General features: G+C 30.0%; 12 protein-coding genes and 1 tRNA gene. All 13 read right to left on the bottom strand.

Annotated features, from left to right (window positions below; translation table 11 throughout):
* Positions 1–182: 182 nt before the first annotated feature.
* The 13 genes from HMPREF3186_RS03180 to HMPREF3186_RS03120 all read right to left on the bottom strand — a co-directional run bounded on the left by HMPREF3186_RS03180 (position 183) and on the right by HMPREF3186_RS03120 (position 14023).
* Positions 183–2069 carry an acyltransferase family protein gene (locus HMPREF3186_RS03180; protein WP_060913893.1) on the bottom strand — a complete coding sequence of 629 codons (1887 nt, stop codon included), beginning with the start codon at positions 2067–2069 and terminating at the stop codon, positions 183–185.
* 11 nt (positions 2070–2080) lie between these two features.
* The gene (locus HMPREF3186_RS03175; protein WP_060913892.1) at positions 2081–4249 is read right to left on the bottom strand and encodes a Tex family protein; all 2169 of its coding nucleotides are present in this window, start codon (positions 4247–4249) and stop codon (positions 2081–2083) included.
* A 14-nt stretch (positions 4250–4263) separates the two neighbouring features.
* A complete protein-coding gene (alr, locus tag HMPREF3186_RS03170) occupies positions 4264–5379 on the bottom strand; it encodes an alanine racemase (protein WP_060913891.1) in 1116 nt (371 codons plus the stop codon).
* A complete protein-coding gene (gene acpS / locus HMPREF3186_RS03165) occupies positions 5369–5737 on the bottom strand; it encodes a holo-ACP synthase (protein ID WP_060913890.1) in 369 nt (122 codons plus the stop codon). Before acpS ends, alr begins: the two co-directional genes overlap by 11 nt.
* 222 nt (positions 5738–5959) lie before the next feature.
* Entirely contained in the window at positions 5960–6685 is a 726-nt protein-coding gene (locus HMPREF3186_RS03160) for a zinc metallopeptidase (protein ID WP_003144833.1), read from the bottom strand.
* 242 nt (positions 6686–6927) lie between these two features.
* The gene (der, locus tag HMPREF3186_RS03155; protein WP_003144767.1) at positions 6928–8235 is read right to left on the bottom strand and encodes a ribosome biogenesis GTPase Der; all 1308 of its coding nucleotides are present in this window, start codon (positions 8233–8235) and stop codon (positions 6928–6930) included.
* Positions 8236–8391: 156 nt separating this feature from the next.
* Positions 8392–9600, bottom strand: coding sequence for a 30S ribosomal protein S1 (gene rpsA, locus HMPREF3186_RS03150; protein WP_060913889.1), 1209 nt, complete (start codon positions 9598–9600; stop codon positions 8392–8394).
* 81 nt (positions 9601–9681) lie between these two features.
* On the bottom strand, positions 9682–10413 hold the full coding sequence (gene trmD / locus HMPREF3186_RS03145; protein WP_060913888.1) for a tRNA (guanosine(37)-N1)-methyltransferase TrmD: 732 nt from the start codon (positions 10411–10413) through the stop codon (positions 9682–9684).
* The gene (gene rimM / locus HMPREF3186_RS03140; protein ID WP_060913887.1) at positions 10413–10922 is read right to left on the bottom strand and encodes a ribosome maturation factor RimM; all 510 of its coding nucleotides are present in this window, start codon (positions 10920–10922) and stop codon (positions 10413–10415) included. The genes trmD and rimM overlap by 1 nt, the downstream gene beginning before the upstream one ends.
* A 31-nt stretch (positions 10923–10953) precedes the next feature.
* On the bottom strand, positions 10954–12513 hold the full coding sequence (locus tag HMPREF3186_RS03135; protein WP_060913886.1) for a PhnE/PtxC family ABC transporter permease: 1560 nt from the start codon (positions 12511–12513) through the stop codon (positions 10954–10956).
* Positions 12488–13225, bottom strand: coding sequence for a phosphonate ABC transporter ATP-binding protein (phnC, locus tag HMPREF3186_RS03130; protein ID WP_060913885.1), 738 nt, complete (start codon positions 13223–13225; stop codon positions 12488–12490). Before phnC ends, HMPREF3186_RS03135 begins: the two co-directional genes overlap by 26 nt.
* 215 nt (positions 13226–13440) lie before the next feature.
* Entirely contained in the window at positions 13441–13788 is a 348-nt protein-coding gene (locus tag HMPREF3186_RS03125) for a DUF6568 family protein (protein WP_060913884.1), read from the bottom strand.
* A 159-nt stretch (positions 13789–13947) separates the two neighbouring features.
* A tRNA-His gene (locus HMPREF3186_RS03120) sits at positions 13948–14023 on the bottom strand.
* Between the last annotated feature and the right edge of the window lie 65 nt (positions 14024–14088).

Below are 14088 nucleotides of genomic sequence, written 5' to 3'. Positions count from 1 at the left end.
TTTCAAATAGAATTGACACTTTAATTTTACTATTTCTATGATAAACCTATTGATTAACACTATATTTTAGAAAAATGGTTATATAATAAATGCGAGGATGGAATTTTTCTATGCCCCAGATTTAGTATACAACAAAAAGAACTAAATAGTATTTTCCTACTACTTAGTTCTCTATATCATTTTTAATTTGTCTTAATTTCCACTGGGCGTTTTAAGTTTTTCTCTATTAATGTTACCATTTCAGCTATACCAGTTTGATTTAAGTGAACTCTATCAGGCTCAAATAAATCTTTACTACTATTTGCCACTGAATACCAGTCAATAATTTTTACATTTGAATGTTTTTCTTGTGTTTCTTTTAGTGCTGCATTTACTGTTTTTTCCCAAGCTCTTGGTACTTTTATGTTAACAAAGTAAATATCAGCTTTATCAAACTCTTTTACTAATTCTTCAATTTGACTTTCTGTAAATGGACCATTAGTTCCTAATTGGAAGATTATCGCTGAATTTTCATTATTGTATTTAGAATAGCTTTTCGCCTCTTCTACTGCTACATATAATTGACGACCAATTTTACCATCAATTACGGCTCCCGGGTATAGTCCTTGGAATTTTTCTCCAATGTCTACTGTTAATGAATCACCCATAACTAGTACTGAACTATATTTTTTATCAGAATTTTTTTTATCTTCTTTATTGTCTTTGTTGTCTTTGTTGTCTTTGTTATCTTTGTTATCTTTGTTAGAATCACTAGATTTTTCTTGGTTACTATCTTTATTGTTTCCGTTATTTACAAACTGAGTTTCTTTATTACTTTCCATTTCTTTTACAAAAGCTGTAGAAATAAATGGAACACTTTTTCCAAAAATACCCATTAAGAATAATACTGAAACTAATCCAACAATACCTGCATAGACTTTTCTAGATTTTCCAGGACGTTTTTTCAATTTTTTGAATATAACATTTATATAGTTTTTAAATCCTAATTTTCTAATTGGAGTTTCAACAAATACATAGCTCACTATTGCTACAGCAAATGTTAATACTATTCTTAAAATTACAAAGAATATATTCGGATTACCAATCTCTGATACCGGTGTCGTTAATACTAATACTGGGAAATGCCATAAGTATAAACTGTATGATATCTTACCAATAAACACTACAGGTTTGAATGATAATAATCTTGACATTAATGTATGTTGTTTCCCACTACTTATTATAACTATCAACCCTAATATAGCTACTAATAGGAATCCACCTCTATACAGTAATGTGTTATACTCAGATGTATAAATCATTACTGTTATTAAAGTAGCGATAGACACTAGTGAAACCACGCTGTATACCATATTCTGTTGTAGAGTTACCTTAGCATGCAATCTCTCCATAGGATATAAGATTGCTCCTACTACTCCTACAAGTAGAGAAAACGCTCGAGTGTCAGTACCGAAATAAATTCTACTAATATTGTTTATATCAAATAAAAGAATATGAGCTATTAATGATACTAATATTAATCCTAGAATAACATATAAAAAGTTCTTATTTAATTTATATGTTCCATCTTTTGATTTTTTCTTTCTATTAACCAATAAGAATAGCAATGGGAAAATCATATAAAATTGCTCTTCTATTGCTAAAGACCAAAGATGTTTGAACGGGCTTTGCGCACCGAAGCTATCAAAATAATCTAGTTTATGGAAAATATACCACCAGTTACTAGAATATATATAACCAAATATAGCATCAAGGTGACTCTTACGAAGAAGTACTTCATTGAAAATTACCATTACTACTAATCCAACTGTTATCATAAAGTAAACAGCTGGTAACAGACGTCTAGCCCTTCTTATATAGAAATTATATAAATTTAAGCTACCAGTCTTTCTATATTCTTTAATAATTAATGAACTAATTAAATATCCCGATAAAACAAAAAATAGATCTACTCCTAAAAATCCACCCGGTAGGTAATTTACATCAACGTGATAAATAATAACTGCTAATACAGCCAATGCCCTCAAGCTATCTATACTTGGAAGGTATTTTGATTTGTTATTACTCATTTTTACCTCCTTTAATCTTTAAACATCGCTAGTGCAACACGTCCTCGTTCTTTGTCTATGTCTATTACATAAACATCAACAATTTGTCCTACACTCAGCACGTCTAATGGATTTTTAATATAATTTTTACTAATTTTTGAAATGTGTACCATCGCATCTTGTTTTAAACCAATGTCAATAAATGCTCCAAACTGTGTAATATTTCTAACAGTACCTGCTAATTTAACACCAATCTGAAGATCATCTATAGTTAGAATATCAGATTTTAACAATGGCTTAGCGAATGATTCACGTGCATCTCGCAGAGGTTGTTTTAAATCTTTAATTATATCTTCTAACGTTTCAAGACCGACACCAATTTTTTCTGCTAGAGCTTTTTTATCTACACCATCTATTATAGTAGCAAACTCTTCTGTTCCTACTTCTTTAGTTGATAGTTTCAGCTCTTTTAATAAATTCTCTGCTGCTTTATAACTTTCTGGGTGAATACCTGTAGCATCGAAAATATTTTTACTATCGGGTATTCTAAAGAATCCTACACATTGCTCGAATGTTTTTTTACCAAGTCTTGGTACTTTGGCTATTTCTTTAATAGTTTCTATTTTTCCATTTTCTTGACGGTACGCTACGATATTTTTAGCGATTTGTTTATTAACACCTGAAACATATGATAGTAGTGAAACAGATGCGGTATTAACATTTACCCCTACTTTGTTAACCGCAGTTTCTACTACGAAAGTAAGCTCTTTTTCTAAAAACTTAGGAGTAATATCGTGTTGGTATTGTCCTACACCGATTGATTTAGGATCAATTTTTACAAGTTCACTTAATGGATCTTGAATACGACGTGCTATAGATACAGCACTTCTTTCTTCTACATTAAAATCTGGGAATTCTTCACGTGCTACCTCACTAGCCGAGTACACACTCGCTCCCGCTTCATTTACGATAACATAGTCAATTTTTAATCCCGCTTCTTTTAAATTATCTACAACAAATTTCTCAGTTTCACGAGATGCAGTACCATTACCGATAGCTATTAAATTAATATTGTGTTTATTAATAAATTTAACTAAATCTTTTTTGGATTTTTCTTGCTTATCTGCTGAAGCTGGTTTATGCGGATAGATGACCATTTTATCTATAAAATTACCATATTCATCAACAATCGCCATCTTACAACCTGTTCTAAATGCAGGGTCAATACCTAAAACTTTTTTGTTTTTAAGAGGACTTTGCATTAATAGTTGTTTTAAGTTTTCTGAGAAGATAACAACAGAATCTTCCTCAGCTTTTTTCGTTAAATCACTACGAATTTCTCTTTCAATTGATGGATAAATTAATCTCTTCATACTATCAGCGATACATTCTAGTAGTAAGTTGCTAATCGCTGTTTGACGATTCTTTGTTAAACCACGTAGTATATAATTGTGTAGTCTATCTTTATCATTTTCGATACTTACACGAATTATTCCTTCTTTTTCCGCTCTATTTAATGCAAGAATTCTGTGCGAAGCAATTTTCGAAATTTGTTCCCCAAACTCATAGTAGTTTTTATAGGTAGCATTTTCGTCTTTTTCTTCTCCACCTTTTTTAAGTACTGAAGTAATTTGTCCGAATTTTCTAGTATTTTCTAGTACGTATTCACGATATTTTGCACTATCAGAAATATTTTCTGCAATAATATCTAATGCATAGTTAATTGCTTCTTCAGCCGTATTAACCTCTTTTTCAGCATTTATATACTTAGCAGCTTCTTTATTCAAATCTTCCAAAGATTTTGGAAGTTTCAGAATATAATTGGCTAGTTTCTCTAATCCTTTTTCTTTAGCTATCGTGGCCTTAGTGCGTTTTTTCTCTTTAAAAGGACGATATAAATCTTCTACCCTTTGTAATTTTTCTTGAGCTAAAATATCTTTTTTTAGTTCATCAGTAAGTAGACCTTTTTCTGAAATTAATCTAATTACTTCTTCTTTTCTTTCTTCAAGTGATTTTAAATAATTAAATTCATCTTGAATTTGTTTAATAGCAACTTCATCTAGAGAATTTGTTAATTCTTTTCTATACCTTGCGATAAAAGCAATTGTATTACCCTCTTCTAATAGGTTTAATACATTGACTACATACTTATCTTGTATTTTTAACTTAGTTGCTAAGTTTTTTGTAATTTTCTCGTACATACTATAACTCCATTTTATTTTTTATAATAAACTCTTGGAACACGTTTATTTATACAACAGAATATTTCATAACTTATTGTATCTTGATATGTAGCGAAATCATCAACCGATATTTTTTGTCCATTATTCTCTCCAAATATTAGAACATCATCTCCTACTTTTATATTTTCACTACAACGTACCATAAGTTGATCCATACAAACACGTCCTACTATCTCACAGTCTTCTGATCCCACTTTAATCTTGAACCCTTGAGCACGCCTTAAAATACCGTCAGCATAACCGATAGGAACTGTTGCGATATATTCATCCTCTTTAGCTTCATAACTAACACCATATCCTAATTTTTCACCTTTTAAAAATTTCTTAACATGCGTTACCTTACTTACTAACGAAACTACTGGATCTAAATTAATTTTATCTAATTTTTCAATGTTTTCACTAGGATAACATCCATAAAGTGAAATCCCTAGTCTAGTCATATTATACTGATCTTGTCTATCACTATATTTTACTGTACTAGCTGAATTTCCAATATGAATGTATTTTGGTTTATGCGTAAATAGCTTTATTCTTTCATCGAAGTTTTTAGTTTGATAATCATCATAATTATTATCACTACCATCAGCATTAGAATAATGCGAGAAGATACCTTCAAAATCGATTTTTTCAGATAAAAGTAGCTTATCAATTTTAACTAATTCAGCTTTATCAGAAGTACCAATTCGTCCCATTCCCGTATCAATCTTAACATGAATTTTTAATTTACCTTCAATACTCTCCATCTCTTCTAGACATTTTTCTAACCATTCTTTAGATGGACATGTTAATGATACATTATTTTCTACAGCATATTTTACATTTTGGGGATTTGTTACTCCTAATACAAGAACCATACTATCAAAAATTACATCTTTTAATTCCAATGCTTCCTCTAATGTAGCAGTAGCAAAATGTCTGACACCATTTTTATATAAATGATCTGCTATTATTCTTGCGCCTAATCCATAAGAATCAGCTTTTACTATTGCTATACCAGTTTTTTTATTATTAAGTGATGTTAGCTTATTATAATTATTAAGTAATTCATCTAAGTCTACTCTTAATTCTGTTGGCCTATCAATAATCATTATTCGTATCCCCCTTCTCTAGAATAACAAATGCCACAACCGTTGTATCAGTATGGCTTATCGTTAAATGTGTTATAAAGTCTTTGTATTCAATATAAGGCTTCCCTCTATAATCTTTTTTTACTTCTACATCATGAAAAGAAAAATCTTTGGAAATCCCAACCCCTAAAGCTTTTGAAGTAGCCTCCTTTACAGCGAAGCGTCCAGCTAAAAACTCCATTTTTCTTCTGTGATTTGTTATTTTGTAAAATTCATTTAATTCATTTTCTGTATATAATTTTTCAAGTCGTTTTTTATCATCTACATATTTTTCAAAGCGATGAATATCGACGATATCACAACCGATTCCGTAAATCATTTTTTACCTCTTCATTATATAGTCTTACAATATTATATCACTAATATAGATATTATGAAAGAAATATTAGCTTGTTATTCAGCTTTATTATTTACATAAGTTTAGCACTCTGTTAAAACACTCTTCCGTGTAATTAAATTAATCGTTTAATGCATATTTTGTAAAATATTGCACCAATTTAACAAAAAAGATTGCCAATTTTTATTGACAATCTTATAATTATTAATTTCTATTATTACTATTTAGTAATATGAAGACGAATCTTAACATCTCCATTAAAGCTACAACTGCTGCTGCAACATAAGTTAAAGCCGCTGCTGTTAGAACTTTACGACAATGTCTGTGTTCTTGATCGTCTACAATGTTTAAGTCAACCACTTGTTCTAATGCTCGTTTTGAAGCATCGAACTCAACTGGTAATGTTACTACTTGGAATAGTACTGCAAATAGCATGAATCCTACTCCAACCCAAGCAACAGTATACCCGAATTGACCAATTAATCCTGTTAATAAGAATCCTACCATAATAAGAATAGTTGATAGGTTTCCTCCAAGATTAGCTAACGGTACTAATGAGTGTCTCCATCTCATTGGTTTATAGTCTGCTACTTTATCTTGAATTACGTGACCGATTTCGTGAGCTGCGATCGCTACAGAAGCAACTGTTGGTTGATCATGAACAATAGGTGAAAGTACTACAATGTTATTAGTTGGATCATAGTGGTCTGATAACTCAACTTCACCTCTTACTACTCTAACACCTGTTATTCCATTTGCTTGCATTATAATTTCTGCAACTTCTTTTCCAGTTAATCCTGATTTTGTTCTTACTTTTTTATATCTTTCGTATGTTCTTTTTACTTTGAATTGAGCCCATAAAGGAATCAGCATAATTAGTAAAAAGTAAAGTATATAACTTCCTGACATTCCATAATATCCTAATGGCATATAGATTACCTCCTAATTAGTAAAGTATATAGAAAGAATTATACCACGTTCTAAAGTTATTTTCTAGTATTTTGACTAAATTTTACCATTGTTAATTCATATTATTATTTTTCATTAATTTTTATTAGGTTTTCACTGTTTTTTCAATACATTGCCTAATTTATACTTTAATTTTCAACATAAAAATACGACCTAAAAGCTAAATCACTTCTAGATCGTACTATAAATTTAAATTCTTACTATTAGTTTCTTTGTCTTGCTATTAGTTTTATTGGTGTTCCTTCAAAATTGAAAGAATCACGGATTCTATTTTCTAAAAATCTCTCATAAGAGAAGTGCATAAGTTCTGGATAATTCACGAAAAACACGAATGTCGGTGGATTAATAGCAACTTGTGATGCATAGAAAATGTTAAGTCTCTTACCTTTATCTTGAGGTGTTGGATTCATAGAAACAGCATCAACAACGATTTCATTAAGTGTTGAACTTTGAACACGACGTTGTCTATTTTCATATGATTCTTTAATTAATGGGAAGATGTTAAATACACGTTGTTTTGTTTTGGCTGAAACATAGATAATTTTAGCATAATCTAAGTAAGCAAAACTATCACGAATTTTTTCATCAAATTCTTTCATAGTCTTATCATCTTTTGCAATTGCATCCCACTTGTTAACGACGATTATTACACCTTTTCCAGATTCGTGTGCATATCCTGCAACTTTCTTATCTTGTTCAATAATACCTTCCTCAGCATTAAGTACAACTAAGACGACATCTGAACGTTCGATAGCTTTTAGAGATCGAAGTACTGAATACTTCTCACAACTCTCATAAACTTTACCACGTTTTCTAATACCTGCTGTATCGATTACTACATATTCATCTCCATTGTGTTTGAAATCAGTATCGATTGCATCACGTGTAGTACCAGCGATATCAGATGCAATAACACGTTCTTCACCTAAAATCGTATTAATTAAACTAGATTTACCTACATTAGGACGACCGATAAGAGAGAATCTAATTTTGTCATCTTCTTCCTCTTCTTCTAATACTTTAAAGTTTTTACAAACTTCATCAAGTAAATCACCGATACCTAGTCCATGAGATCCAGAAATTGGGAATGGATCACCGAAGCCTAATGAATAGAAATCATAAATCATATGATTCATATCAAAGTTATCAATTTTATTTACTGCTAGTACAACTGGTTTATCTGTTTTATAAAGTAATCTAGCAACTTCTTCATCATCACTAGTTACTCCATCACGACCATTTGTTAAGAAAATAATAACATCTGCTTCGTCGATTGCTAGTTCAGCTTGTGCTCTGATTTGTTTTTGGAAAGGAGTATCTTCTAATTCAATTCCTCCAGTATCTATCATAAAGAATGAGTAATTTAACCATTCTGCTTTTGAGTATATTCTATCACGAGTAACACCTGCTACGTCTTCTACAATAGATAATCTATCACCAATAATTTTATTGAAAATTGTAGATTTCCCGACGTTTGGTCTACCTATTATCGCAACTGTTGGTTTTGCCATGTTTTTACCTCCATATCTTTAAATATTTTAAACTAAAATAGCAAAGTTCGTTGGTTAAAATCTATATTTCAACTAAACTTTACTATTCATTTCTACCTAAAAAATAAAAGCAATAGACAAGCTTATCTACTGCCTTTATTTCTTTATTTTTTCAAATTAAAGTTCGATATCTTTAAATTTGTCCCCTAGATTGAATGAAGTATCTTCATCTTTTAAGTAAGAAGTATCATATTCAGCTTCTTCCTTAACTTCTTCTTTAACTGGTTTTTCTAAAAGTTCTTTGATTGATAAAGATAATCTTTCGTTTTCGAAATCAAATTCTAAAACTTTTACATTTACTTTATCACCTTTTTTAAGAACGTCTTCTACGTTTGTAACTCTTTCGTGAGAAATTTGAGAAATGTGAACTAATCCTTCAACATCTGGTAATACTTCAACAAATGCTCCAAATGCAGTTGTGTTACGAACAACACCTTCTAATACATCTCCAGCTTTAATTGTAGCACGAGCTACTTCCCATTGTGTTGGTAATAAAGTTTTAGCTGAAAGTGAAACTTTTTCATTTTCTTTATCTACAGCGATAACTGCAACTTTAACAGTATCTCCTACTGATAATACATCAGCAACTTTCTCTACACGAGCGTGAGAGATTTCTGAGATGTGTAATAATCCATCAACTTCACCGATGTTAACGAATGCTCCAAAGTCAGTAATACGACTAACTTTACCTTCAATTACATCACCTTCATTAATGTTTCCGTATACTTCAGCTAGTTTTTTAGCTTTTTCTTCTTCTAAAATTACACGTCTGTTTAAAATAATTTTGTTTTTAGATTTATCTACTTCTTCAATTTTGAATGTATATTCATTTCCTACAAATTTAGATAAGTCTTTTCTGAATTTAGTGTCAATATATGAACCTGGGATAAATGCACGTAATCCTTCTACGTCAGCTAATAATCCGCCTTTAGTTTGTCCAGAAACTGTTGCTTGAATTAATTCTCCGTTTTCGAATTTTTCAATAATTCCAGCCCATGATAATTCCATTAATTTTTTATATTCAGCATTTTCTAAAATTTTGTGTGACAAGTAGATTACACCTGGTACATCTTCTGATCTTTTTTCACGATCTGCTCTAATTCCAGTTACTTGAGCTTCTACTTCATCACCAACTGATAATACGTCTTCAATGTTTTCAAATGGTTTTCTAGTAATTTGGTTACGTAAAATTACGCAATCATATTGAGCTCCTGCTACATCAACGTATACTTTATCGTTATCGATTTTAGATACTGTACCAGTTACTTTATCTCCTTTTTTCAGCATTTCTGAGCTATTTAATAATTCCTCAAATGAAGTTGTCATTACTTCTAATCCTCCTGTGCTTACAATACATACTATATTAATATTATACATCAAAAATACAGTTATGTCATTTATTTTATGTTAATTTTTTAATTCTTTTTTTATTTCATCAAGTAATTTGGCTTCTTCTTTACTTAATTCATAGTTTTCCAACAGATCTGGTCGTCTAGTTAGCGTTCTTCGTAAACTTTCTTTTTTTCTGTAAGTTTCTATATTTTTGTGGTGTCCACTTGTCAACACATCAGGAACCACCATTCCTTTATAGTCCTTTGGTCGTGTATATTGAGGATATTCTAGTAATCCAGTAGAGAATGAATCATCTTTGTGAGATTCTTCTTTACCTAAAACATCAGGAACAAGACGTGCTATACTATCAACCATTGTCATCGCTGCAAATTCTCCACCTGTTAAGATGAAATCACCAATCGATAATTCATCGGTTACTAAATACTCTCTAATTCTTTCATCATAACCTTCATAGTGACCACAGATGAAAATCAAGTGCTCTTCTTCAGAAAGTTCCTCTGCTTTTTTCTGACTAAATCTCTCACCTTGTGGACAAAGTAAAATTATTCGTGTTTTATCCGTTTTATCTAAACTCTCAACAGCATTAAATATCGGTTCTGGTTTTAATACCATCCCCTGACCTCCACCGAATGGATAATCGTCTACTTGGTTATGTTTATTACCAGAAAATTTACGGTAATCGACTATATTTATATCTAATAACTTATTATCTTTTGCTTTTCCTAAGATTGAATGATTTAATGAATCAAACATATCTGGGAAGAGCGTTAAAATATCAATCTTCATTAGTCAATTAATCCTTCCATAACTTCGATATCAATTCTTTTATTAGTAACATCTATTTTTTTCACCACATCTTCAATATAAGGTATTAAAATTTCTTTACCATTTTCTGCTTTTATTACCCACACATCATTTGCACCAGGAGTAAGGATCTCAACTATCTCACCTAGTATTTTGTTATTTTCATCAAAAACCTCGCAACCGATAATCTCATGGAAATAAAACTCATTTTCCTCAAGTTCTCCTATATTATCTGAATCGATTTTGATTTGTAGATTTTTAAGTTTTTCTGCTTCTTCTATTGTATCAATCCCTACAAATTTCACTAGAAGATTATTTTTATGTGTTCTGTAGCTTTCTACAACTACTTCTTTAACAACTTGATTTCCTCTAGTTATTAATAATTCACTACCCTTTTTAAAACGTTGTTCTTCAAAGTCAGTTGATGAAATTACTTTCACCTCTCCTTTTAAAGAATGAGTATTAACAATTTTTCCTACTTTTAGACGCATCTATTTCTCCTTGTTTCAATATTTTCTTTAATTATTTTTTTACTCTCATTCTAATAAAGTATGAGATATTTTCTATAATAATTATCGATAACGATAAACCAATTAATAATGTTGAAATTCTATTCCAATTTCTATATTCTATATTATTTACCAGCAAATGTCCAATACCACCTGCACCAACCATACCTAAAATAGTTGAATTTTTGATATTTGATTCAAATCTATATAAAACTATAGTAACGAATTCAGGGAAGTATCCATTAAATATAATTTTAACATAACTAATAAAACTTCCAAGTCCTAGACTTTTTGTCATTAGTAATACATTATTATTTATTCCTTCTAAGACCTCATTATACATTTTCGTCATAACACCAACTGTATAAATATACAATGCAAAGAAACTACTAATTGCTCCAGGACCAAATCCTCTAAAGAATATTAATGCCACTATAATTGGTGGAAATGTTCTTAATATATTGATAAAGACTTTTACACCTAATGCTTTATACTTACCAAATAGATTCACCGATGATAAATACGATGTAAATATAGCTGTCACCGCAGCAAAAATCGTGGCACTAAGCGCGATTTCTATACTTACAAAAAGCTCGCTAAGCATTTTTGGAACATACGCTAAATCAGGATTTATAATTCCTTTAGCCAATACATTTAACTGTTTTAATCCTATGATAAATCTCTCATGTGAAATATTAATGAAATTAGTAACGTATAAAATACTCCCTACAATAATAAGAGGAATACCAAATTTTACTACATTTCTTCTTAGTAAAAACTTTTCAAAATTTAACTGAGAGGTATTCTGTAAATTTCTAAAATAATAACTCACTAGATCAATTACGAAGATTAAAATAACAAGAGTAATAATTATTATAGAAACTCTATCATATCTTAAGTGATTTAGCTCTTGCCATAATCTTTGCCCTATTCCTCCTGCTCCAACTAATCCTAGCACACTTGCTCCACGGATACTTGATTCTAAAGTTAAAAAGTATACAGAGATAACTTGGGGCTTAAGATTAGATAAAATAGCATTCTTATAAATAATAAATTTTGAAGCTCCTAACGACTCCATAGCTTCTAACTGTTTAATCTCGACTTCTTCAGCGTATTCTTTCAATAACTTAGCTGATGTTAGAATATTTATTAAATAAATACTCACAAAACCACTAAATACTCCTGTACTGAATAAACTTACTAAGATAGCAGCAATTATTAGAAATGGCATTGTTCTAAAAATAGAGAAAACCGCACTAAATATTTTTGGAATTATCTTAAGTTTAAATAGTACATTAGTTAGTATTGGTAATAATATTAATGTTGTGCATAAAGCTAATACAGATGAAAATAGAGCAATGTTAATTGTTTCTATAATCGGTTGTTTCAATTCAGGTAAAATAGAAAAATCTACAGGATACATGCGTCCAAGAAGATTCTGTATCCTTTTAAATCCTAATGAAAAAGTTTTTGTATCATATTGGCTATATGCAATAAAAATAATCAAAACAATAAAAGACAACGAAGCTAACTTCGTTATAGATTTTTTAATTATAAAGTTCTTCAAATTCATCTTTAGTCACCTTCTCAGAATCTTTATAAAATAAAACTTTTCCGTCCTTTAATCCTAAAATCTTTGTACTATATTTTTTCGCTAGATTAACATCATGAAGATTTATAAGCACTGTTATTCCGTTTTCTTCATTTAATTTTTTAAATGTATCCATTATGAGTGTCGTATTTTTTTCATCCAAGCTACTAACAGGCTCATCGGCTAGTAAAATTTTTGGGTTTTGGGCTAATGCTTTAGCTATAGCGACCCTTTGTTTTTGTCCCCCTGATAAATACTTAGATTTTTTAAAAGCTTCATCCTCTAAGCCAACTTGCTTTAAGAAATCAACACCTTCATTATATTCTTTTTTTGTATATCCTAATAAAAGACCCAAGACAGATTTTTTTACTAAATAAGGTGTCAAAACATTTTCAACAGTATATAAATTATCTAGTACATTATAATCTTGAAATATAAAAGCAATATCTCTTCTGATACGTTTTAACCTTGTTCTATTAGACTGTACTATATTCTCACCTGTTATAATTATCTCTCCAGATTGAGGCTTGTTTAACAAGTTCAAACAACGTAGTAAGGTCGATTTCCCCGCTCCACTTTTTCCTACAATCGCAACAAAATCCCCATTGGGTACTTCAAATGATATATCATTTAATATGTTTTTTACACCATAATTAAAAATTAGATTCTTTACTTCTAACCTTTCACTATTCACACTATCACCTCATTATTTTACAATGAACTATAAAATAAACTAATCTATATGGTTAGTAAAATTTTATAACTACTATTATATCATTTAAAATAGTTTTTTTCAGTATTTTAATATTACATCTTGTTTAATATTTAGTTTATTTTCTTTTACATCTTATAATTAATCTATATAAGACAATAATAAACTCGCCTACACAAAATAGACGAGTTTGATTATTATTTAATAAAAGTAGTAATTTCTTCTACAGATAAACTAGAATCACATACAACTTTAACTTCTCCAGCTTCAGCTACTAATAAACCTGGTACAGTTCTTACAGAGTATTTTGAACGTAATGATTCAATACCTGATGCATCTGAGAAATCTTCAGAATTAAGGAAGAATGCTTCTACTTTATTAGAAACAACTACTTCACTTAATTTCGGCATGAATTTTCTACAAAATGGGCATGAAGATCTCCCAATAAATAATACAAATTTTTCTTTTGATTCAATTTTTTCTAATGCAGTTTTTGAATCAATAACTTTAAAGTTTTCTAAGTGTTGTTCGAATGATTTTTCCATCTTTTAATCTCCTAATATTTTATAAATACTATTTTACTCCTCTTTTTATAAATATGCTAATATTTTGCTTACAAAAGTAAACATGTACAAATTATAGTTTTAAAAACAAAAAAGAAGTAATGTAAACTTACACTACTTCTCTACTTTAATTCAAAAAAATGGGGCGGCTGAGGGGAATCGAACCCCCGAATGTCGGAACCACAATCCGATGCGTTAACCACTTCGCCACAACCGCCAAAATATTAAATTCAAATAAAAAAAATGCCTTGAGACAGAGTCGAACTGCCGACACATGGAGCT

This window comes from Gemella haemolysans, from assembly GCF_001553035.1.
GTDB classification, from domain to species: Bacteria; Bacillota; Bacilli; order Staphylococcales; family Gemellaceae; genus Gemella; species Gemella haemolysans_B.
Note: the sequence above shows the minus strand (reverse complement) of the source record. Positions and strands in the feature narration are given on the sequence as shown.

Bases quoted from the DNA above. Each gene is read 5' to 3' on its own strand.
- alr (WP_060913891.1), bottom strand. From the start codon at position 5,379: ATGATTATTGATAGGCCAACAGAATTAAGAGTAGACTTAGATGAATTA.
- HMPREF3186_RS03175 (WP_060913892.1), bottom strand. From the start codon at position 4,249: ATGTACGAGAAAATTACAAAAAACTTAGCAACTAAGTTAAAAATACAA.
- HMPREF3186_RS03135 (WP_060913886.1), bottom strand. From the start codon at position 12,513: ATGAATTTGAAGAACTTTATAATTAAAAAATCTATAACGAAGTTAGCT.
- HMPREF3186_RS03125 (WP_060913884.1), bottom strand. From the start codon at position 13,788: ATGGAAAAATCATTCGAACAACACTTAGAAAACTTTAAAGTTATTGAT.
- rimM (WP_060913887.1), bottom strand. From the start codon at position 10,922: ATGCGTCTAAAAGTAGGAAAAATTGTTAATACTCATTCTTTAAAAGGA.
- acpS (WP_060913890.1), bottom strand. From the start codon at position 5,737: ATGATTTACGGAATCGGTTGTGATATCGTCGATATTCATCGCTTTGAA.
- HMPREF3186_RS03180 (WP_060913893.1), bottom strand. From the start codon at position 2,069: ATGAGTAATAACAAATCAAAATACCTTCCAAGTATAGATAGCTTGAGG.
- HMPREF3186_RS03160 (WP_003144833.1), bottom strand. From the start codon at position 6,685: ATGCCATTAGGATATTATGGAATGTCAGGAAGTTATATACTTTACTTT.
- trmD (WP_060913888.1), bottom strand. From the start codon at position 10,413: ATGAAGATTGATATTTTAACGCTCTTCCCAGATATGTTTGATTCATTA.
- rpsA (WP_060913889.1), bottom strand. From the start codon at position 9,600: ATGACAACTTCATTTGAGGAATTATTAAATAGCTCAGAAATGCTGAAA.
- der (WP_003144767.1), bottom strand. From the start codon at position 8,235: ATGGCAAAACCAACAGTTGCGATAATAGGTAGACCAAACGTCGGGAAA.